The 21,952-nt window shown below is 65.5% G+C and carries 19 protein-coding genes; 6 read left to right on the forward strand and 13 right to left on the reverse strand.

The window, feature by feature from the left end:
• Window positions 1-12: 12 nt before the first annotated feature.
• Together FYJ91_RS16630 and moaA are read right to left on the reverse strand one after the other, a co-directional pair.
• On the reverse strand, window positions 13-786 hold the full coding sequence (locus FYJ91_RS16630) for an NAD kinase (protein WP_149523451.1): 774 nt from the start codon (window positions 784-786) through the stop codon (window positions 13-15).
• 22 nt (window positions 787-808) lie between these two features.
• Complete coding sequence (moaA, locus tag FYJ91_RS16635) at window positions 809-1,825, reverse strand: GTP 3',8-cyclase MoaA (protein ID WP_149523452.1); 1,017 nt, start codon at window positions 1,823-1,825, stop codon at window positions 809-811.
• A gap of 130 nt (window positions 1,826-1,955) precedes the next feature.
• On the opposite strand from moaA, the gene FYJ91_RS16640 reads away from it, so the two are divergent.
• A complete protein-coding gene (locus tag FYJ91_RS16640; protein WP_246152686.1) occupies window positions 1,956-4,049 on the forward strand; it encodes a putative bifunctional diguanylate cyclase/phosphodiesterase in 2,094 nt (697 codons plus the stop codon).
• Between the two features lie 51 nt (window positions 4,050-4,100).
• Complete coding sequence (locus tag FYJ91_RS16645; RefSeq protein ID WP_149523453.1) at window positions 4,101-5,186, forward strand: NADH:flavin oxidoreductase; 1,086 nt, start codon at window positions 4,101-4,103, stop codon at window positions 5,184-5,186.
• 100 nt (window positions 5,187-5,286) lie between these two features.
• Here FYJ91_RS16645 and mfd read toward each other — a convergent pair whose 3' ends face one another.
• Window positions 5,287-8,751, reverse strand: coding sequence for a transcription-repair coupling factor (gene mfd, locus FYJ91_RS16650; protein ID WP_149523454.1), 3,465 nt, complete (start codon window positions 8,749-8,751; stop codon window positions 5,287-5,289).
• A gap of 96 nt (window positions 8,752-8,847) precedes the next feature.
• A complete protein-coding gene (locus FYJ91_RS16655) occupies window positions 8,848-9,111 on the reverse strand; it encodes an FAD assembly factor SdhE (RefSeq protein ID WP_149523455.1) in 264 nt (87 codons plus the stop codon).
• Window positions 9,112-9,183: 72 nt separating this feature from the next.
• Here FYJ91_RS16655 and recG point away from each other — a divergent pair, with 72 nt between their 5' ends.
• A complete protein-coding gene (recG, locus tag FYJ91_RS16660) occupies window positions 9,184-11,244 on the forward strand; it encodes an ATP-dependent DNA helicase RecG (RefSeq protein ID WP_149523456.1) in 2,061 nt (686 codons plus the stop codon).
• On the opposite strand, the gene FYJ91_RS16665 is transcribed toward recG, so the two are convergent.
• Together FYJ91_RS16665 and FYJ91_RS16670 are read right to left on the reverse strand one after the other, a co-directional pair.
• Window positions 11,241-12,419, reverse strand: a complete 1,179-nt coding sequence (locus FYJ91_RS16665) for a glycosyltransferase family 4 protein (RefSeq protein ID WP_149523457.1) — start codon at window positions 12,417-12,419, stop codon at window positions 11,241-11,243. The two genes, recG and FYJ91_RS16665, sit on opposite strands and share 4 nt — an antisense overlap.
• A gap of 57 nt (window positions 12,420-12,476) precedes the next feature.
• Window positions 12,477-12,824, reverse strand: a complete 348-nt coding sequence (locus FYJ91_RS16670) for a DUF3060 domain-containing protein (protein ID WP_149523458.1) — start codon at window positions 12,822-12,824, stop codon at window positions 12,477-12,479.
• Between the two features lie 90 nt (window positions 12,825-12,914).
• Between FYJ91_RS16670 and FYJ91_RS16675 the strand changes: the two genes are divergently transcribed.
• Complete coding sequence (locus FYJ91_RS16675) at window positions 12,915-13,322, forward strand: low affinity iron permease family protein (protein WP_149523459.1); 408 nt, start codon at window positions 12,915-12,917, stop codon at window positions 13,320-13,322.
• 9 nt (window positions 13,323-13,331) lie between these two features.
• Here the strand turns inward: FYJ91_RS16675 and FYJ91_RS16680 are convergent, their stop codons facing one another.
• The gene (locus FYJ91_RS16680; RefSeq protein WP_246152687.1) at window positions 13,332-13,832 is read right to left on the reverse strand and encodes a CAP domain-containing protein; all 501 of its coding nucleotides are present in this window, start codon (window positions 13,830-13,832) and stop codon (window positions 13,332-13,334) included.
• A gap of 53 nt (window positions 13,833-13,885) precedes the next feature.
• Window positions 13,886-15,028 carry a hypothetical protein gene (locus tag FYJ91_RS16685; protein ID WP_149523461.1) on the reverse strand — a complete coding sequence of 381 codons (1,143 nt, stop codon included), beginning with the start codon at window positions 15,026-15,028 and terminating at the stop codon, window positions 13,886-13,888.
• Between the two features lie 199 nt (window positions 15,029-15,227).
• Between FYJ91_RS16685 and FYJ91_RS16690 the strand changes: the two genes are divergently transcribed.
• Window positions 15,228-15,695: a helix-turn-helix domain-containing protein gene (locus FYJ91_RS16690; protein ID WP_149523462.1), complete on the forward strand. Its 468-nt coding sequence runs from the start codon at window positions 15,228-15,230 to the stop codon at window positions 15,693-15,695.
• On the opposite strand, the gene FYJ91_RS16695 is transcribed toward FYJ91_RS16690, so the two are convergent.
• From FYJ91_RS16695 to FYJ91_RS16715, 5 genes are all read right to left on the reverse strand, one after another.
• Window positions 15,679-16,134 (reverse strand): hypothetical protein, encoded by a 456-nt coding sequence (locus FYJ91_RS16695; RefSeq protein WP_149523463.1) that lies wholly within the window; start codon window positions 16,132-16,134, stop codon window positions 15,679-15,681. The two genes, FYJ91_RS16690 and FYJ91_RS16695, sit on opposite strands and share 17 nt — an antisense overlap.
• Window positions 16,135-16,569 (reverse strand): GNAT family N-acetyltransferase, encoded by a 435-nt coding sequence (locus FYJ91_RS16700; protein WP_219822613.1) that lies wholly within the window; start codon window positions 16,567-16,569, stop codon window positions 16,135-16,137. It abuts the gene before it with no gap.
• Between the two features lie 7 nt (window positions 16,570-16,576).
• A complete protein-coding gene (locus FYJ91_RS16705; protein WP_149523465.1) occupies window positions 16,577-18,085 on the reverse strand; it encodes a YifB family Mg chelatase-like AAA ATPase in 1,509 nt (502 codons plus the stop codon).
• A gap of 64 nt (window positions 18,086-18,149) precedes the next feature.
• Window positions 18,150-19,169 (reverse strand): NAD-dependent epimerase/dehydratase family protein, encoded by a 1,020-nt coding sequence (locus FYJ91_RS16710; RefSeq protein ID WP_181008559.1) that lies wholly within the window; start codon window positions 19,167-19,169, stop codon window positions 18,150-18,152.
• Between the two features lie 56 nt (window positions 19,170-19,225).
• Window positions 19,226-20,302 (reverse strand): DUF3667 domain-containing protein, encoded by a 1,077-nt coding sequence (locus FYJ91_RS16715; RefSeq protein ID WP_149523467.1) that lies wholly within the window; start codon window positions 20,300-20,302, stop codon window positions 19,226-19,228.
• A gap of 80 nt (window positions 20,303-20,382) precedes the next feature.
• Between FYJ91_RS16715 and FYJ91_RS16720 the strand changes: the two genes are divergently transcribed.
• Complete coding sequence (locus tag FYJ91_RS16720) at window positions 20,383-21,900, forward strand: hypothetical protein (RefSeq protein ID WP_149523468.1); 1,518 nt, start codon at window positions 20,383-20,385, stop codon at window positions 21,898-21,900.
• The last annotated feature ends 52 nt before the right edge of the window (window positions 21,901-21,952 follow it).

The raw sequence follows: 21,952 nt of genomic DNA on the forward strand, positions 1-21,952 counted from the left end.
TTTACGTATTTTTCAGGTGGCGAATTGCTCGGCCGCGATACGGTCGTCGAGGGCGTGCTCGGGGTCGAAAAGCAGCGTGAGCGGGCTGGTCCGGTCGATCGAGATGGTGACATTCTCGACATCGCGCACCTCGCGCTGGTCGGCGACGGCGCTGACCGAACGCTTGCCCGAATCGAGCACGCGGAAGGAAACCTTCGTGCGATTCGGGAGAATCGCTCCCCGCCAGCGCCGCGGGCGGAACGGGCTGATCGGCGTCAATGCGAGCAATGAGGAGTCGAGCGGCAGGATCGGTCCCTGCGCCGACAGATTATAGGCGGTCGATCCCGCCGGCGTCGCCACCAGCACGCCGTCGCACACCAGCTCCGGCAGGACGACGCGGCCGTCCACCATCACCTCCAGCTTCGCGGTTTCGCGGGTTTCGCGCAGCAGGGAGACTTCGTTGATCGCGGGAATTGAGACCTGTTCACCGTCCATCGTCACCGCTTCCATGCGCAACGGAAGAACAGTGATCGTCTTGGCGTGCTGTAGGCGAAGCTCAAGCAGGTCGGGCTTCCACTCGTTCATCAGAAAACCGACGGTGCCGAGATTCATGCCAAAGATCGGCAAGACCCGGTGTCGATCGAGCATCGAATGGAGCGTGCGCAACAGAAAGCCGTCGCCGCCCAGCGCGACGACCAGTTCGGCCTGGTCGATCGGATGCCATTCGTAAAGCTCGCGCAGCATCTCCGCCGCCGCCTTGGCCTGCGGCGTGGGGGAGGCGACGAGCGCCATCCGGCGGTCGGTCATAAAATGATGCTCTCGAAGGGGTTCATCCGCCGGTGACGCTCATATGACGTCGCACCGCGGGGGCAGCACTGCGTTCGGCGATACGAAAATTATGGCGATCGGGCTTGATCGACATCGCCTCGTCGAGCGCAGCGTCGATCGCATCCGACTGGCCGGAACGTAGCGCTCCACGCAGATCGATCGCATCTTCGTGGCCGAGGCAGGGAAAAATCTCACCGCTGGCCGTCACGCGGACGCGGTTGCATCCATCGCAGAAATTGGCGGTCATCGGGGTGATGAAGCCGATGCGGACGCCAAGCTCCTCGACCCGCGAATAGCGCGCCGGGCCGCCGGTGCGATGATCGATCGGCGTCAGCGTGTAGTCCGCCGCCAGCTGCGCCCGGACGCCATCGAGCGGCAGGAAGCGGTCGACCCGGTCCTCGTCGACCTCGCCAAGCGGCATCGTCTCGATCAGGGTCATGTCGAAGCCCTGTTCGGCGCACCAGCGCAGCATCGGCTCGATCTCGTCGTCGTTGATGCCTTTCAGCGCGACCATATTGATCTTGATCGCGAGACCCGTGGCCTTCGCGGCCTCAAGCCCGCGTAGCACGTCGGCGAGATCGCCTCGGCGCGTGATCGCACGGAAACGATCCGGATCTCGGCTGTCGAGGCTGACGTTGATCCGCCGCACGCCCGCGGCGGCCAGTGCCTCGGCATGCGTATCGAGCAACGTGCCGTTGGTAGTGATCGTCAGTTCGTCGAGGCCGTGGCCGATATGGCGCCCGATGGCGCGCGCAAGATCGTCGATCCCGCGCCGGACCAGCGGCTCGCCCCCGGTCAGGCGGATCTTGCGGACGCCGCGGCGGATGAAGTTTTCAGACAGAACCGCCAACTCATCGATCGTCAGCAGATCGCCATTGGGCAGGAACTGCATGTCTTCCGCCATGCAATAGCGGCAGCGCAAGTCGCACCGGTCGGTCACCGACAGCCGCAGGTAGCTGATCCGCCGGCCGAGCCGGTCGGTCAGTCGCGGAGATGTCGTGACGGGACGCATTTCCATGATGGAGAGCTATTCGCTTGAGACCCTCCCCGCAAGGGGCGGCTTCCTGTCCACAAGCATAACCATATTACTTACATTGCCGAAGCTTTGCGATTGGCCGAGGCTTCACTTCAAGGTAAACGCTGAACCGATGGTGAATGTCGCTGGGCTTGAAGGGACGGCCGATCAGATGGCCGGTGGCGGATTTCTGCCGCTTTTCCTGTTATCGTTTCGGCAACGTGATGAATTGGCCGCGCTGATCCGCAAATCGGGTCGCCCGGTCGTCGCGGCGCGCCGGTCCGACATGATCGAGCGCCGCTTTATCGGCTCGGGTGCTGCTATCGCGGTGGTCGATGCGCGGGGCGCCCCGCGCGAAGGGCTGGCGGCATGCGAGGCGCTGTCGCTGCCGATCGCGTCGACCGGATCGGCTTTGCTCGTTCTGATCTCGCAGGGCGACCTGGCGGTGCTTGATCGCTTCATCGACGCGGGCGTCACCCATTATCTGGTCAGCCCCTTTGGGCAGGACGCGCTGGTCAACATGCTGCGGATGACCGACCGGTTCGTCGAGCGGGTGGCAGGCGGCGGCAAATCCGCGTCTGAACGCGCGCGGTTGCGGCTGGCCGAGACGGAGGCATGGTCGTGGCGTCCGGGCGATCGATCGGTGCAGCTGAGTTCCGCCTTCGCCGAACGGATCGGTTTTGCCGATCGGGACGTCCACATCTGGCGGCTGCTGGCGGGTATCGACCGTGCGGGGCGCCGTGCCGCGAACGAGGCGCTCAGCAAGCTGCTTGCCAATGGTCGCGCGGGTGCCTTTGCCCACGGCGTCGGCGCGCGCGGCGAGCGGCTGGCCCACCATATCCATTTCGACGACGATCGCGGGATCGTGATCGGCTGGGTCGAAGGATCGCGCGACGACAGCGATGTGCCGGCCGGTCCCAGCGACCCGCTGACCGGCCTTGCCGATGCCGATACGGTGCGGGCTTTCCTGGCCGAGCGGCTGGCGAATGAAGAAGGACCGGAGCCGCGTGCGACCCTGATGTTGCTCGGCATCACCCGCTTCGGCCTGGTCAATGCCGCCTTCGGGCGTGTGGCGGGCGATGCCGTCCTGCAGGGCGTCGCCAAGCGGATCGAACGGATCATGGGGCAAAGCGGGCAGGATCGCGTGCTGCTGGCGCGCACGGCCGGTTCCGAATTCGCGATCGCGATCGGATCATCGATGGCGCCCGAAAAGGCCGAGTTGATCGCGCAACGTCTGGTCGACGCGGTGTGCCGACCTTTCGTGTCGGCCGATCGTCTGATCCCGCTGAGCTGCCGCGTTGGTGTCGCGGCGGCGGAGCCCGATCGGGGCGAGCCGGTCGCGTCGCTGTTCCAGCGCGCCGGGGCGGCGCTTGCGGCCGCCAAGCATGGCGACCAGGGCGTCCACATGCTCGATGCCAGCCAGGAGGCAGAATCGAATCGCCGCAGCCAGCTTGAGATCGACCTGCGCCGCGCGCTGCACGATCGCGAGATCGATGTGCTGTTCCAGCCGCAGGTCAAGATCGGCACAGGCGAGATTGTCGGGGTCGAGGCGCTGGCGCGCTGGCGGCACCCGACGCTGGGCGAGCTGGGCGCGGAAACGCTGTTCGACGCCGCGGCGCGCTCCGATTACGTCACTCAATTGTCGGCGCATATCCAGCGGCGCGCGCTCGAACTCGCGGCGCGGTGGCCGCTTGCGCTATCGCATCTGCGCCTGTCGCTGAACGTCACCGCATCGGACATCATCTCCCCCAATTTCGTCGCGGAATTCCTGGCACGCGTCGACGCGGTCGGCTTCCCCCGCCAGCGCCTGACCGTCGAAGTCACCGAAAGCGGGCTGATCGAGGATCTGGCGAACGCAGCGATGATCCTAAGCGACCTGCGCGGCGCAGGACTGCGCGTCGCGATCGACGATTTCGGCACGGGCTATTCGAGCCTCGCTTACCTGAAGGCGCTACCGCTCGATTATCTCAAGATCGACAAGGCGCTCGCTGCCGACATCTCCGGGTCGACCCGCGACCGGATCGTGGTGCGCGGTGTGATCGATATGGCGCGCTCGCTGGGCCTTGCGGTGGTGGCAGAGGGCGTCGAAACGTCCGCACAGCTTGGCCTGCTCGCACGCGAAGGCTGCAATTATTATCAGGGTTATCTCTGTTCGCGGGCCGTCGACAGCGACGCCCTGATCCATCTCCTTCACGGTGAGCGCTCGGAAGCATCTCCCGCCGCCTGAAATTGACCTTTCGCGCGCACGCTGGTTCAAGCGGACGAAAGGGAGATGGGGATGCAGGATCTGTTCGCGCCGTTGCGCTTTACGCGGGGGCCCGCGATGAAGAACCGCTTCATGCTGGCGCCGCTCACCAACTGGCAGAGCCATGAGGATGGGACGCTCTCGCAGGAGGAGCATGACTGGCTGGTCATGCGTGCGAAGGGCGGCTTCGGCGCGGTGATGACCGCCGCCGCCTTCGTCCAGCCCAACGGCAAGGGCTTTCAGGGGCAGCTCGGCATCCATGACGACATATGCCTGCCCGGCCTCACCCGGTTGGCGAGCGCGATCAAGGCCGATGGCGCATTGGCTTATGTGCAGCTTTATCACGCCGGATTGCGGACCAATGCCGGGCTGACCGGCGAGCAACCGATCGGGCCGTCCGAGGATGCGGTGAGTGGCGCGCGGGCGATGTCGCTCGAGGAGGTCGAGGCGTTGGTTGAGGCATTCGTGCGCGCCGCCGAGCGCGCGCAGCAGGCAGGCTTCGACGGCGTCGAGCTGCACGGCGCGCACACATATATCCTTTGCGCCTTCCTGAGTGCTGAGATGAACCGGCGGGACGATCGCTATGGTGGCCCGCTCGACAATCGCGCCCGAATCATCCGCGAGATCATCGCCGGGGTCCGCGCGCGGTGCGGCGAGGACTTCACCCTGGGCCTGCGTCTTTCGGCCGAGCGTATGGGGATGCAGATGGCCGAGGTGCGGACGTTGTGCGAGCAGCTCTGCGCCGAGGATCAGCTCGATTATATCGACATGTCGCTGTGGGATGCGTTCAAGGATCCCGAGGAGGAAGCGTTCAAGGGGCGGCCGCTGCTCAGCTGGTTTCTTGATTTCGATCGGCGCAATACCCGTATCGGCGTGGCAGGGCAGGTGCGGTCGGGCACGACGGCGCAGGCGTGCCTCGATGCCGGATCGGATTTCGTTCTGATCGGTCGCGCGGCGATCGTGAACCACGACTTTGCGCATCGGGTCGACAGTGACCGGGCCTTCGCGATGGACCCGCCCCCTATCGATCGCACCCGCATGCCGGCCGAAGGGGTGAGCCCGGTGTTTCTCGATTATCTGACGACCAGTTTTCCGGGGTTTTTGACGACGGCGGCATAAAGCCTCGTCATTGCGAGGAGCCGGAGGCGACGCGGCAATCCATTCCGAACCGCGGACTGGATTGCATCGCTGCGCTCGCAATGACGAGAAAAGGGGGCGACTAAGAAAGAATTTTCGCCAGTCCGCGCGACAGTTGCAGCGCGCCGTGGAGGCGCGCCTTGGGGTCGGGCCAGCCGCGGTTGATGACGAGCTTGCTGTCGGGGCGCAGCTTGGCGACCTCCTTCAACCGGTCGACATAGGCCAACAGCCCCGGCAGATCGGGGAAATTGTCGTTGTGGAAGGTGACGAGCGCGCCGCGCGGGCCGACGTCGAGCTTCGATACGCACGCCGTCTTGCAGTTGAGCTTGGCCTCGATGACGCTCAACAGGTTCTGGGTCGGTTCTGGCAGCGGACCGAAGCGATCGATCATTTCGGCGGCGAAGGCCTCGAGTTCCTGGCGGTTCTCGGCACCGTTCATGCGGCGGTACAGCCCCATGCGCAGGTCGAGATCGGGGACATAGTCCTCGGGGATCAGGATCGGCGCGTCGACGGTGATCTGGGGCGAGAACGCCTCGCGCTTTTCCTCGGCGATGCCGCCGGCCTTGGCGTCCATGATCGCCTCTTCCAGCATCGACTGGTAGAGTTCGAAGCCGACCTCCTTGATATGGCCCGACTGCTCGTCGCCCAGCAGATTGCCCGCGCCGCGAATGTCGAGATCGTGGGAAGCGAGCTGGAAGCCCGCGCCCAGCGTGTCGAGATTCTGGAGGATGTGGAGCCGCTTTTCGGCGGTATCGGTGATCCGCCGGTCGCTGGTGGTCAGATAGGCGTAAGCGCGCGTCTTGGAGCGCCCGACGCGCCCGCGCAGCTGATAAAGCTGCGCCAGGCCGAACTTGTCGGCGCGGTTGACGATCAGCGTGTTGGCCGACGGGATGTCCAGGCCGCTTTCGACGATCGTGGTCGATACCAGAACATCGAACTTCTTGTCGTAGAAGGCCGACATGCGTTCTTCGACCTCGCTCGGCGCCATCTGGCCGTGGGCGACGACATATTTGATCTCGGGCACTTCCTTGCGGAGATACTCCTCGATGTCGGGCAGATCCTTGACGCGCGGGGTGACGAGGAAGCTCTGCCCGCCGCGATAATGTTCGCGCAGCAAAGCCTCGCGCACCACCACGCCATCCCAAGGCGCGACATAGGTGCGCACCGCGAGGCGATCCACCGGCGGGGTTTGGATCACCGACAATTCGCGCAGTCCCGACATCGCCATCTGCAAGGTGCGCGGGATCGGCGTCGCGGTGAGCGTCAGCATGTGGACGTCGGTCTTGAGCGCCTTCAGCCGTTCCTTGTGGGTCACGCCGAAACGCTGTTCTTCGTCGACGATGACGAGGCCGAGGCGCTTGAACTCGATCCCCTTGGCGAGCAGCGCGTGGGTGCCGACGACGATATCCAGCGAACCGTCCGCCAACCCTTCCTTGACCTTCTTCGCCTCGGCGGCGGGCACCAGTCGGCTCAGGCGGCCCACATTGATCGGGAAACCGCGGAAGCGATCGATGAAGTTCTGGTGGTGCTGGCGCGCGAGCAGGGTGGTGGGGCAAACGATCGCGACCTGCATCCCCGCCATCGCCGCCACGAAGGCGCCGCGCAGCGCGACCTCGGTCTTGCCGAAGCCGACGTCGCCGCAGACGAGCCGGTCCATCGGCGTGCCCGAACCCAGATCGTCGATCACGTCGGCGATCGCGCGATCCTGATCGTCGGTTTCCTGATAGGGGAAACGATCGACGAACTCGTTATATTCGTTCTCGGGCTGGGCGATTTCGGCGGGCCGCAGCGCGCGTTCGGCGGCGGTCTTGATAAGCTCGCCCGCAATCTCGCGGATCCGCTCCTTCATGCGCGCGCGGCGCTGCTGCCACGCGACGCCGCCAAGCTTGTCGAGCGTGACGCCTTCGTTTTCGGCGCCGTATCGGCTGAGAACGTCGAGGCTTTCGACCGGGACGTAGAGCTTGTCGCCGCCGGCGTAGGTCAGCGCGACGCAGTCGTGCGGCGCCTTGCTGACCGGGATCGAGGTCAGCCCCTCATAGCGGCCGATGCCGTGTTCCATGTGGACGACGAGGTCGCCGGGGCTGAGCGTCGCCAATTCCTGCAAAAAAGCGTCAGCCGATTTCTTGCGCTTCTTCCGCCGGACGAGCCGATCGCCGAGCATGTCCTGCTCGGTCAGGAGGGCGACATCGCCGCTGGTGAAGCCATGATCGAGCGGGAGCACGGCCAGCGCGGCGCCGCCGCCATTGGCGAGACCGAGTGCCTCCTGCCAATTGTCGGCGAACGGCACGCGATCGAGGCCGTGATCCTTGAGGAGCCCCGCGAAGCGTTCACGCGAACCGATCGAATAGCTGGCGAGGATGATCTTCTTCTTCGCCTTGCCGAGCTGCTCCACATGCTCGACGACTGCGTCGTAGATGTTGACGCCCTGCTGGCGTTCGGGCGCGAAATCGCGTGCGGCTTCGGCGGCCATGTCGATGACGCGCGCGCTTTCCGGCTCGTCGAAGGCGGTGACGAGGTGGATTGGCCGATCTGCGACCGCGCTCTCCCAATCCGCCGACGTCAGATACAGTTCGTTCGCGTCCAGCGGGCGATAGCTGCCCGGTTCCTTCGAAAGCGCGCGCACGCGATTGGCGTGATAGTCGGTGATCGCTTCGAACCGATCCTCGGCCGCCTTCACGCTGCCGCCTTCGCGCAGGACGAGATCGTCGTCCGACAGATGATCGAAGATGGTGGTCAGCCGATCCTCGAACAGTGGCAGCCAATGGTCCATGCCCGCAAGGCGGCGGCCTTCGGACACCGCCTGATAGAGCGGATCGCCGGTCGCGGTCGCGCCGAAGCGCTCGCGATAGCGGCCGCGGAAGCGCTTGATCGTCTCCTCGTCGAGCAAGGCTTCGGACGCGGGCAGCAGCGTGAAGCCGTCGATACGGCCGATCGTCCGCTGGTCGGTGGGATCGAACTGACGGACGCTCTCGATCTCGTCGCCGAAAAAGTCGAGCCGCAGCGCCGCGGGCTGGCCCGAGGGGTAGAGATCGACCAGGCCGCCGCGCACGGCATATTCGCCGGGGTCGGTCACGGTATCGGCGCGGACATAGCCGTTCGCCTGGAGCAAGGCCGCCAGCTTATCGCGATCGATCCGCTCGCCGGGCGCAAGCTTGGCGACAAGCTGGCGGATGCGGAAGGGGGTGAGGGTGCGCTGGGTTACCGCATTGATCGTCGTCGCGATCAGCACCGGCCCCTTCGGCTTGGCCTGCAGCGCGTGGAGCGCGGCGAGCCGGTCGGTCGTCATCTTCAGCGCCGGGCTTGCCCGGTCATAGGGCAGGCAGTCCCAGGCCGGGAAATGGAACACCGACAGTTCGGGCGCGAAATAGCTCGCGGCATCCGCCACCGCATGCATCGCCTGGTCATCCGCCGCGACGAAGACCACGCGGCCGCCCTTCGCCGCCGCCGCGCGCGCCAGATCGGCGAGCAGCCACGGCTGAAACCCCGCCGGCGCCCGCGCGAGCGTCAGCGGTTCGGAGGCTTTGAGGATACGCTGGAGATCTGTCATTTTTTCAGAGTTCCGTTCGTGTCGAGCGAAGTCGAGACACGTTCACTCGCGTCCAGCCAACGTGTCTCGACTTCGCTCGACACGAACGGCGGTAGCTCAATTGATCTTGATGTAATCGAGCCGCTGCATCCGATCCATCATCGGCCCCTGCCATTCGGGGGGCACAGGAATCGACCCCATCACCCAGCCCAGAATGTCGGGATCTTCCTGACCCAGCAGCGCTTCGAACCAGGCGAGCGATTCTTCGTCCCATCCCTGATGGAGCTGATCGAAAAAGCAGCCCATCATATAGTCCGCTTCGCGCGTGCCGCGATGCCAGGCGCGGAATTGCAGGCGCTTGATACGGGCGTCGCGGTCCATGATGCTCCAATAGCGATGAGGCCCGCAGGCAATTGGACGCCAGCGAACGAAACGATATGAGGGCAGATAGTCATGCGCCCCGATATTCTCAATCCATTGTTCGCCGAGGTGGAGGCGCTGAAAGGCGTCGGGCCGGCGCTTGCCAAACCGCTGAAACGGCTGGAGCTCGAGCGGGTCGTCGATCTGCTGTGGCACCTGCCGACCGGCACGATCGAGCGCCACAAGCGCGACGTCCTCGACATGGCCGATGCGGGGCGGATCGTGACGATCCGTCTGGTGCCGACATCCTACCGCGCGTCGGGCGGGCGCGGGCCTTTCCGGGTCGGCGCGGTCGATCAGGAGGGGAATAGCATCAGCCTCACCTATTTCGGCGGCAATCCGGGCTGGGCAAAGAAGCTGCTGCCGATCGGCGAACCGCGCGTCGTATCGGGCAAGCTCGATCTCTATGGGCAGGAATTGCAGATGGTCCATCCGGATCATGTCCTACCCCCGGCCGAGGCGGGCGACCTGCCCGAACATGAGCCGGTCTATCCGCTGTCGGAGGGGCTGACCAACCGGCGCCTCGGCCAGATGATCGAGCAGGCGATCGAGCGCGCGCCTGAACTGCCCGAATGGATCGAGCCGGGGCTGAAGGCAGCGCGGGGCTGGCCCGACTGGCGCGAGGCGGTGACGCGCGCGCAGGCCGATCCGCAGGACGTGATCGCGCGACAACGGCTCGCTTATGACGAACTGTTCGCCAACCAACTCGCGCTGATGCTCGTCCGCGCCTCGTCGCGCCGGCGCAAGGGCGTGCCGTTGATCGGTGACGGGCGGCTGCGCGATGCGCTCAAGCTGCCTTATGCCCCGACAGGAGCGCAGAGCCGCGCGATCGCCGAGATCGAGGCCGATCTGCGCCAGTCGACCCCCATGACGCGTCTCCTCCAGGGCGATGTCGGTGCGGGCAAGACTTTGGTGGCGACGATGGCGCTGCTCGCGGCGGTCGAGGCGGGGGCGCAAGGCGCGATGCTCGCCCCGACCGAAATCCTCGCGCGCCAGCATTTCGACACGCTCAGCCGCACGCTCGCGGGCTTGCCCGTCAACGTCGCAATCCTGACCGGGCGCGAAAAAGGCCGGGTGCGCGAGTCGACTCTGATGGGGCTCGCGGACGGATCGATCGACATATTGGTCGGCACCCATGCGATCTTTCAGGAGGCCGTGAGCTACAAACGCCTCGGCCTCGCCGTGGTCGACGAGCAGCATCGCTTCGGCGTCGCGCAGCGCATGTTGCTGCAGGCCAAGGCCGAACGCCCGCCGCACCTGCTGGTGATGACGGCCACCCCGATCCCGCGCACGCTGACGCTCAGCCATTATGGCGAGATGGACGTCAGCCGGCTCGACGAGATGCCACCGGGACGCCAGCCGATCGAGACGCGGGTGATGTCGGTCGACCGGCTCGACGAGGTCGCCGGTGCGCTCGGCCGCCATCTGGAGAAGGGCGGGCAGGCCTATTGGGTGTGCCCGCTGGTCGAGGAGAGCGAGGTGTCCGACATGGCGGCCGCCGAGAGCCGCGCCGCGATGCTGCGGCAGATGTTCGGGGACCGCGTCGGCCTGGTCCACGGACGGATGAAGGGGCCCGAAAAGGATGCGGTCATGGCCGCCTTCCAGCGCGGCGATCATGGCGTTCTGGTCGCGACCACGGTGATCGAGGTCGGCGTCGACGTGCCCAATTCGACCCTGATGATCATCGAGGGCGCCGATCGCTTTGGCCTTGCCCAGCTCCACCAGTTGCGCGGGCGGGTGGGGCGCGGCGATCAGAAGTCGACCTGCCTGCTGCTGCGCGGCAATGCCCTGTCCGAAACATCGCGCGCGCGCCTTGCCCTGATGCGCGAGACCAATGACGGCTTTCGCATCGCTGAGGAGGATCTGCGCCTGCGCGGTGCCGGCGACATCCTTGGCACGCGTCAGTCGGGCGAGGCAGGGTTCCGGCTCGCTGGGCCGGAGGCAGTCTCCGCGCTGATCCAAGCGGCGACGGACGATGCGCGCCTGCTCGTCGATCGCGATGGTGGGCTGGAGGGTGTGCGTGGCACCGCCGCCCGCACCGCGCTCTACCTGTTCGAACGCGATGCAGCGGTGGGGTTGCTGCGGGCGGGTTAGGGCACCGGGCTCTTGCGCACCTTCACGCCCGCCGAATGCTGGCGGATGATGCGCAGATAGCCGTCGACGAGCACCTGATTGACCTCGTCCCAGCCATAAGGGCGGCTGGCCTCCAGCCCCGCGACTCCGGCCGCCGTTCGGGCATCGATGTCGTTGCAGTAAAGGCGGAGCGCGTCCGCGAAGGCGCGGGTGCGGCCCGGCTGGATCAGTCGACCCGATACGCCGTCGTCGACCAGGCTCTCGCTGCCCGTCGCGCGGGCGGCGACCACCGGCAGGCCCGCCGCCATCGCTTCGAGAGTGACATTGCCGAAGGTCTCGGTGACCGACGGATTGAACAACATGTCCATCGATGCGACGGCGCGGCCCAGATCCGTGCCACCCTGGAAGCCTGCGAACACCGCCTCGGGCAAGCGCTTTTCGAACCATTCGCGCGCGGGGCCGTCGCCGACGACCAGCACCTTGTGCCGCACCTGCCGACGCTTGAGCTCGTCGATCGTGTCGGCGAAGACGTCGAGGCCCTTTTCCATCACCAACCGGCCGACGAACCCGATTGCGGGAACATCGTCCTCGATCCCGAAGCCCCGCCGCCATTCCAGATCGCGGCGGGACGGCTGGAAGATCTCGCGATCGATCCCGCGCGACCAGATTCCGACATCATAGTTCATCCGCTGCTCGCGCAGCAGCTGCGCCATCGATTCGGACGGCGCGAAGATCGCGTTGCAGCGCCGGTAGAAGCGCCGCAGCAGTGCCAGCACCAGCGGCTCGAGGAAGGCGAGGCCATAATAACGCGGATAAGTTTCGAACCGCGTGTGGACCGATGCCACCACGGGAAGGTTGCGCGCATGGGCGAGGCTGATCGCGCGGTGGCCCAGCACTTCGGGGCTTGCGACATGGATGATGTTGGGCGCGAAGCGGGTGATGTCGCGGCGCACGCGCAGCGGCAGGCCGATCGGGAAGCGATATTCGCCACGCCCAGGGACGGGGAAAGCCGGCACGCCGACCAGATCGCCGGTGGCGGGAAAGGCGGGTTCGTCGATCGTCGGCGAATAGATGCGGACGGCCGCGCCCTTCTTCAGCAGATAGCCGACGAGCCGGTTGAGCGCCTGGTTCGCGCCGTCGCGCACATAATTATAGTTGCCCGTGAACAGGGCGACACGCAGCTGGGATGTTTCCATTGGCCGCCCGATAGCGCCTGCAAGATAAAAGGCCAACGGCCCTTGTCAGGCGTTGCTTCATTTCGCCCGGTAGATCTTGTTGCCGACGCCGACGCTGGTGATCTTCGGCTTGGTCGTCGCGGGCGCCTTCCAGCGGATGTCGTTGTTCGCGCCGGTAATCGCGATCGACGCCTGCTTGGCGAGATCGATCGTAACGCGGTTGCCCGCGCCCTGCAGATTCAGTCGGGTACACGAACCATGCACGACCAATATGTTGTTTGCGCCGTTGATATCCACCGCGCCGCCTTCGCAATCGAGCTCAGCCTGCTGGCCGGCGCCGTTGAAATCGGCATTCGCCTGCGCGGCGCCAGCGAAGGCCGACAGCGACAAGATGGCGGTAATCGTCAGGATGTGACGCTTGGTCATTCTTTCCCCGCAACGACATTGATAGTGTGACGGGAACGAGCGTGATGTGACCGGGTTCCGACCGGACCGGCACAAAGAGATAGGACGTCGATGGACAAATTCTTCACGAAGATTGCGGCGAAACTGGCGAGTGCGGTGGGGCAGCCGCTGGCCTTCATCATCGCGATGCTCGGCATCGTCCTCTGGGGAATTAGCGGGCCGATCTTCGGATTTTCGGATACGTGGCAGCTGATCGTGAATACATCGACGACGATCATCACCTTCCTGATGGTGTTCCTGATCCAGAATGCCCAGAATCGCGATGCCGCCGCGATGCAGGCCAAGCTCGACGAGATCATCCGCGCGCTCGATAACGCGCGTAACGACTTCATCGGGATCGAGCATCTGACCGAGGACGAACTCGAAAAGATCCGCAAGCAGGTCGAGGACGAATGCGGTCGAGGGTCGGACGGCAAGGGCGTGCCCGACAGCGTCGATAACCTCATCAAGCGGCTATAGGCGCCCGGGTCAGTAGGTGTGCTGACCCTGCACATTGCCGCCTTCCATGTACCGGCAGACCATCACCTCATCGCCGCCCTTCGCATCGGCCACGGCGCAACCGACCAACCCGGTGCTGTGCCACACGACCTGCGTGAAATGCCCGACATCGCCGAAATCGCCCGTGACGCTGACGTCGGGGATCGGGTTGTTCTGGAACATCTTCTTTTCCGAGATCCAGAGCTTCACCATGTCTTCGGGCGTGTAATAGCCCTTGGTCCCCCGCCACAGATTTTCGCCTTCGACGTCGAGGCTTTCGTCATGTTCGAGGTCCGACAGGGCGGACAGGTGAGCGGCCCATTTCGCCGCTTCGGCTGCCAGCGCATCGCTCCAGACCAGCGGGCGAAGCTTGTAGGTCGTGCGCTCGGTATTGTGGCTGTCGAGAATGCGCTGCTTGAAATTGTCCAGCCGGGTCGCGGGGGCGGCGGCGCATAGCAGGCCGCCGGCGGCGATCAGCGATAGGGTCTGCAAGGCCCTGGATCGAAACGCTGTCATTGCGATTGACCTTTCCTAAACATCGACGCCTAACGAGAGGAGGATTCGAGCAGAAACTGCGAGGTCCAGGTGTTTCCCGAAAAGGTCGGGAAGGTGATTTTCGGTGCCTTGTCGAAATTGAACTGCTCGCACATGCAGGCGAGCAGGGTGACGCCGGCGGCAAGCTGGTGCGGGTTGAAGACGTTGCGAACGTTCTCGCGCATCTTCAGTAATTTCTTGCGGTCATCGCCCTGGATGTCCGAAGGCACGATCCCATAAGGGATGCCTTTCTGGATCGACTGGATGACCTGATTCAGGTTGTCCGGCGAAATGTCGATAAAGTCGCGCCCGCTGATCATCTCGCGCGGATGGCTGATCACCGTGGCAGCCCAGACGGCGCCACCGGACAGGATTATGCGCGGATTTTTGAGCTTCCCCAGCGACTTTGCGCTTTCGCGCGTCAATTGCGGCGCGATCGCCTGATCATAGAATTCGCGGGTTCTGGCCGGAAAATCGGCGACGTCGACGTCCGGGGATCGTTCCTTGACGGCGGCGGCGAGCGTCTTCGTGCCGAAGGGGATGGAGAAATCGGCGTAATGCCCTTTCCAGCCGCGGCGATCATAGGAACCGCCCTTCGTGTTCCCGCTGCCGACGTCGAACTGGAAGACGCGCCCGCGATCGGAGGGGGCGACCAGCCAGTCGAACTGCAGGCGCGCTTCGTCGCGCGCGGTGACGGTGGCGAGGTGGAGCCCAGTCCTCGCTCGCACGTCGCGGGTCAGTTGCTTGAGAACCGGCATGGCGCGCTGCGCCACGCCGCTCGACATCACGAGGTAGATGTCGGTCTTCTTGACCTTGAGCTCGATCAGGCGATCGATCCGACCGGCGATCAGATCGACGGTGGCGGCTACGCCGGCCGCGCTGACATCGTCGAGCAGCGGAAGCGCGATCGGCGGTGGCGACCCGGATTTCGACGGTTCCAGGCGCTGGAAACCGGAAAGCTTGGCATGCTGTGTGGTCATGTTGGCCACGGCGATCTGATAGACCCAGGTGGTGATCCCGCTGGCCGAAATGTCAATCAGTCCAAGCTTCTTGTCCGTGCTGGCGGCGTCGGCACTGGCGTGCGGCGCCAGTGCGAGCAACCCGCCGAGCAGCAGCCCGCGCTCCAGCAATTCCCTGCGATCAAGACCCATCATTCCCCCTGCCTCGCTCCAGCGAAGACGCTTGAAAGGTCCGCTGATGGCGAGGCGTCACCCTATAATGGACGGGCGGGAGCGTTGTATGACAGGCGACCCATATCGGGTCATTGTTTCTTGTTTGAAACCAAATGCGTTTCAGTGATGTCGTTTCGGTTAGGGTGCCTGTCGCGATCGATTGGATTGTACGAGGTGTGGCGTGCCGAAGGTCAGCATCAATTCCGGAGCTTTCGATCGGAACAGGAAGGCCAATATCTTCGCGGTCTATAATTGTGCGGTCGATATCCAGATGTCGTCGCAGAACAGGCATGGATTCGACCCAAGCGAGTATCTCGTCTTTTCGGTTGTATCATGCGCCAATATGCAAAGGGCGTTCCGGCAACTCGCGCATTCGGATTTTCATTCTGATGACTTGGCGCCGGCAAGGGGCAGGGACGTCCCGATTTCTCGCCGCCGCATTGCGGAGGCAACGGGTCTGCCGCGCGAAACCGTCCGTCGGATCGTCCAGAAGCTGATCCTGCGCGGTTATCTGATCGAGTCCGATGGTCGGCAGATATTGGTGCCGCAGGATATTGCGGAGGGGGATCAGGATCCCCGCGATGTCATGGCGCCGATCTTGCGCATGGTGCAGACACTGATGGCGACGGGGGTTATCCAGTTGGAATAGGTCGTCCCTTACGTCGCCCGAAGGCGGCAAGGTGGAAGATCGCGCCGCCCAGCACGCCGAGTGCGAAGCATTGGGCGAGCATCAGGGGGAGTTCGCCGGTCGTCCAGTAGGTGCCGAGCAGGTCGCCCACGCCGTGGGTGCCGTCGCCCGATTGGGGGAGCCACCCGCTCACAGCCCAGATCAGCGCCCAGGGCGTGAGCGCGAGAAGGCCGACAAAAAGGGCGCTCCACCCCCAGCTCGTCTCGCGCCGCCGCTGGACGAACCACAGCGGAACCCCGACGATCGCGGTCCCGGGCCAGGCGGGCAGGGCGATCAGCGTGGCATAATCGCGCGCATTGCCCCAGGTCTGCGGCTCGATCAGCCACACGAACAAGGCGATCGGCACGATCGGCGCGATGAGGATCGCGAGGGCAAGGCGCCAGAGGGGAGCGACGCACACCTATGCCACCGCCAGCCGCAATATCGGGCGTTCCCATGCGGCCGTCGGCGTTGGCGGCATCGTGCCGACACGCGCCGCGCCTTGCCGCAGGTAGAAGCCGAGGGCGGGCGGATGCGACACGATCTTGAGGTCCCCGATGCCGATCTGCGCAGCGACGCGCCGCATATGCGCGAACAGGTCACGGCCAAGCCCGGTTCCCTGCGCGGCGTCGACGACGAACATCAGGTCGAGCTCGGGCTCGGGATCGGTGGTGATGCTGTAGAAGGCGGTTGGCCGCCCGTCATCGTCGGTCGCGATATAGATATGGTCACGGGTGATCTGCGCCGCGTCGATCGCATAATTGGCGAGGATGACCGCATAGTCGCCCTGATAAGCGGAGGACGCCTTCATCAGCGCCGTCAATGCGTCGGCATCGCTCGGCTGCGCGCGCCGCACGTGCATCTCAATTCACCGCCGCCCGTCGCCGATAGCTCAGTGCCTCGGCGACGTGGACGCGGCCGACAGTCTCCGCGCCGCTGAGATCGGCGACTGTTCGCGAAACGCGCAGCACGCGGTGATATCCGCGCGCCGACAGCCGCATCGCCTCGGCTGCCTGCGCGAGCAGTTTGCGGCCCGCATCGTCGGGGGTGGCGACGTCATCGAGCATAGTGCCGTCGGCCTCGGCATTGGTGCGCACGCCGTGCGCCGCGTAGCGATCGGTCTGAATCGCGCGCGCTTCGGCAACGCGCGCGGCGACCTCGGCCGATCCTTCGGTGGGGGGCGGCAATACAAGATCGGCGGCGCTGACGGCCGCAACCTCGACATGTAAGTCGATGCGATCGAGCAGCGGCCCCGACAGCTTCGCCTGATAATCGGTCGCGCATTTCGGCGCGCGCGAGCAGGCAAGCGCGGCGTCGCCCAGATGGCCGCATCGACACGGATTCATCGCCGCTATCAACTGCACTCGCGCCGGGAAGGTGACGTGCGCATTGGCGCGCGCCACCGTGACCTTGCCGGTTTCGAGCGGCTGGCGCAGCGAATCGAGCACGCCCCGCTGGAACTCGGGCAGCTCGTCCAGGAAGAGGACGCCAAGATGCGCGAGGCTGACTTCGCCCGGCCGTACTTTCAGCCCGCCGCCGACCAGCGCCGCCATCGATGCCGAATGGTGCGGCGACCGGAATGGCCGCGCGCGGATCAGCCGGCCTTCGTTCAGTTCGCCCGCGACCGAAGCCACCATCGATACTTCGAGCGCCTCGGCGGGTGTCAGATCGGGCAGGATGCCGGGCAGGCACGCGGCCATCAGCGACTTGCCGGCACCGGGCGGACCACTGAACAGCAGATTATGTCCGCCCGCTGCCGCGATCTCCAGGGCGCGCTTGGCCGTCTCTTGCCCCTTCACCTGCTTGAGATCCGCGATCGGCGGAGGCACCGCGGCCTCGCCGGGCTTGGGGGTGGGGAGGGGTGAGCCTCCCTTGAAATGGCCGATCAACGAGAGGAGATCGGGCGCCGCGATCACCTCGGCCGATCCCGCCCACGCAGCCTCCGGCCCCTGCGCCACCGGGCAGATCAGCCCAAGCTCGCGCTCGCTCGCGTGCAGCGCGGCCAGCAGCACGCCCGGTGTTGGCGCCACCCGCGCGTCGAGCCCGAGTTCGCCGACCACGACATAGGATGCCAGCGTCTCTGCATCGATCACCCCCATCGCACCGAGCAGGCCCAGCGCGATCGGCAGGTCGTAATGAGACCCTTCCTTGGGCAGATCGGCGGGCGACAGGTTCACCGCGATATGCTTGGGCGGCAGCGCCAGCCCGATCGCGGAGAGCGCCCCGCGCACCCGCTCCCGGCTTTCGCCCACGGCCTTGTCGGCAAGGCCCACGACATTGAATTTGGGAAGGCCGGGCGAGACCTGCACCTGCACTTCGACGGCCCGCGCCTCCAGCCCCAGAAACGCTACCGTCGCGACGCGCGCCACCATGCATTCAGCCCCCGCTGTTCGCGCCCTGTTCTAGCGAGGGGAAGGCACTTGTCGAGAGGCTAAGTCACGCCAGTCTGCGCTGGATCAGGCTCTGCGCCGTCGCCAGCGCGGCCACGCGCGTCGGGATGAGCGCGCGCTGGAGCAGGGCAATGCCGCCCGACAGGTCATAGTGGCGGCGTACGCCCAGATAGGCGCGGTTGCTGGATAACGACCGATCGAAGCGTGCGACGATCCTGGTCAGCCAGTCGGGCATGCGGCGCTTCGGCAGCTTTGCGGCACGTTCCGGAAGGTCCGCGCGCAGCCCATCGGCGATCGCAATCAGCGGCTCGGCTGGATTGGAGACGATGAAGCGCTGCCCGCCCGCGTTCGGCCCGAGCATCGCCTCGACATGCGCCTCGGCCACGTCGCGAACGTCGACATAAGGCAGCACCATGTCGGGTGCCATCGGCACCTTGCCCCGGAGCATACGCTGGATCGTGCGCGCCGATGTGCCCGGATCGTCGTCGATCAGCGGGCCGAGCATCGTGCCGGGGTTGATCACCACCAATCTGTCGCGCGCGCCAGCACGGTCGGCGATCGTCCACGCCTCGCGCTCGGCAAGCGTCTTGGACCGCATGTAGGCGTTGACGTCCTCGCCCTCGAGTTCGGCCCAGTCGTGGGGGCCCAGCCGGACGCTATCATCACGCCGCCCGCCATCGATCGCGCAGAGCGAGGAGGTGACGACGATCCGCCGATGGCCGGCCGCCAGCGCGGCATCGAGCGCGCGGCGCGTGCCCTGGATGGCGGGACGGATCAGCGCATCGGGATCGGCGGGCATTTCGAGCTGGAAGGGGGACGCGGTGTGGATGGTGTAGGCGGACGATCCGGCTGCCTCTTCCCAGCCGTCGTCCTTCATCAGATCGAGCGGGACGATGCGCAGCCGCGAAATATCGGCGCCTTCCGCGGACAAGGCGTTGCGAACGGCCGCGCCTTTCGCCTGTGTCCGCGCGCTGCCGATCACCTTCAGCCCGCGCCTGAGCAGGGCCTGCGCCACATGCGCGCCCAGAAAGCCGGTAACCCCTGTCACCAATACGCTATCCGCCACCGCATTGCTCCGCGATCGTATCAATCAAGATACTCTCGGGGCCAAAACACGTTCCCTTATTCAGCGGAGCCGAGGTAAATCAGCATTGCGAAGAACAGGCTGGCGGTGACCGTGGTCATCGTCAGCAGGACGCACATTCGCCAGAAGGCGGCGGTGTTGCTAAGCTGATAGGCGCCCTTTAATTGCCGATACATGTGGATCGGCGGGATGACGGCAAAGGCCGTCCACAGAATCCACTGTGGGATCCACAGAAAATAGAGCGCCGCCAGCGTCGTCGCCATCAACAGCATGAACGACAGCGAATAGGTGGCGAAAATCGCGTGATCGTAGAGCCCGACATCACGGCGCAGGGGAAAGAGCAGCCAGATGAACGGCAGCGAGATGGGGATCAGCGCCCAGCTATATTTGTAGGCGTAGCTCTTCATCTTGTAGGCGACAAGGGCAGGGTTTTCGGCGGCATGCTCGATCGGGTTCATGGCCTTTTCCGCCTTCGGCGGCGTGCGGAGCCTGGCCGGTTCGATCTTGAGCGCGGTCGCGGCGGCGGTCAGTTGAGCGATCTGCGCCCTGGCCTTGTCGCGCTTCACGACGGCGGCGGCGCGGTCCTCGCTATCCTCGGCGTCGGTCGTGTCGATTGGCTTCGCAAGCCGCCTCTCGGCCTTGGTGAGGCGCGCCGCCTGATATTGATATTCGGCGATCAGTCCCGTCTCCGGCTTGGCCCGAGCGAAGGTGCCGAAGTCCATATTCTTCGTGAGCGACGCCGTGACCGCGAACATGATGAAGACGGAGAAGAGGAATAGTGCCATCGGCGAGACGAACTTCACCCGCTCGCCCTGCGCATAGCGGCGCGTCAGTTCGCCCGGCCGCCACGCCAGCATCGGCAGGGTGTTCCAAGTCCGTCCTTCGAAATGGAATACGCCGTGCAGGATGTCGTGGACCAGCGCCATCATTGTGCGGTGGACATGTCCGTGCTGGCCGCAGGTGGCGCAATAGGTGCCGGTCAGCATCGCGCCGCAATTGGCGCAGTCACCGCTCTGGTCATGTCCGTCGGCGCCGGCGGAATGGCCTAGCCTGTCTACCGTTCGCGCGACGATGCCGCCCGTGACGACGCTGCCGATATTGTTGAGATCGCTCATCGCATCGCAGAATGGCAAGTCGCGTGCCGCCCGTCGAGGGACTAGTTCGCAGGCCGATCAAGATCGGATAGGACAAGGCGATGGAGAGGACTGGCGACTGGTGGGAGCATCCCGCGTTGCTTGCCGCGCTCGTCGTCGCGGCTGCGGCGCCGTTGCTGTGGCCCGCCATCCCGCCACTGGTCGATCTGCCGGGGCATATCGGGCGTCTGCACGTTGCCGATGCGATCGCGACGTCGCCTTATCTCAAGCAATGGTTCGCCTATCGCTGGGCGCTCGTCGGCAATCTCGGCGTCGATGTGATTGCGATACCGCTCGGCCATCTGATCGGGCTGGAGTTGGCGGTGAAGGCGATCATGATCGCGGTTGCGGCGCTCACGGCGGCATCGATGTTGTGGCTGGCGCGCGAGATACACGGGCGGGTGCCGCCGACTGCGGCCTTCGCACTACCGCTGGTCCTGTGCTTCCCCTTCATGTTCGGCTTCGCCAATTATGTGCTGGGGATCGCACTGATGTTCGGCGGTCTGGCGCTGTGGGTCCGGCTGGCGCGATTGGGGCGGACGCGACTGCGCTTCGCGTGTTTCGTGCCGATCGCTTTCGTGACATTCGTCGCGCACGGGGTCGCGTGGGGGATGTTGGGGGTCGCGGCCTTTGCGTTCGAGTGGGCCGATCTGCGCCGCGCGGGTTTTTCCCCCGGCATCGCACTGCTGCGCGCCGCGATCGCGATCGTGCCGCTTGCGCTGCCCGGCCTGCTGCTGGTCGGCTGGCTCGGCCAGCATGTCGAAGGGCCGCCGCTGCGCTGGTCGACGATCTCCGCCAAATATTATTTCGCGATGGCGATCCTGCGCAACGACGACGAACTGATCGACGTGACGAGTGCGCGGCTGCTCTACGGACTGATCGTCCTGGGGATCGGCGGGCTGGTCCTGCGGGTCGAGCGGCGGCTGGGCGCGGCGGCGCTCGCATTGTTCGTCGCCTTCCTGATCATGCCGGGAACGGCGCTCGGCTCCTTCTTCTCGGACATGCGGATCATCCCCTATGCGGTGGCGCTCGCGCTCCTCGCCTTGACGCCGAAGGACGGGATGGAGCGGTGGCGCGCGCCGATCGCGGCGGCGGCGATCCTGTTCGCGCTGGCGCGGTTCGCGGTCAGCGGCGCCACGCTGTATCGGGTCGACCGAACCTGGAGCGCGCAGCTTGCCGCGCTCGATCATGTGTCGCGCGGCAGCCGGGTGTTCGTGCTGGCGAACGTCCCATGCGCCGACGACTGGCGCCAACCGCGCGTCGACCATCTCGGGTCGATGGCGATCGCACGGCGTGATTCCTTCGCGAACGGGCAGTGGCCGATGCCGGGCGGGCGGCTGTTGTCGATCACTTATGCGCCTGCGCGGAACTTCGCGCTCGATCCCAGCCAGGAACTGAGGCCTGCTCGCTGTCGCCAGCCGGGCAGTTACAGCATGGCGCAGGCGACGGCGCAGCTGCCACGCGCCGCGTTCGACTATATGTGGCTGATCGACGTACCGCCTGCGCAGTGGCCGACCGAGCCTTGGCTGGCGCCGGTGTGGCGTGGGCGGACGGGAATTCTCTATCGCGTCGCGCGCTGATCGGCTGGCTTCGCATTGACTCGGGGACGGATTTTGCCTAAGCGCCCCCTCG

Origin of the sequence: Sphingomonas montanisoli, assembly GCF_008274695.1 — a bacterium.
GTDB classification, from domain to species: Bacteria; Pseudomonadota; Alphaproteobacteria; order Sphingomonadales; family Sphingomonadaceae; genus Rhizorhabdus; species Rhizorhabdus montanisoli.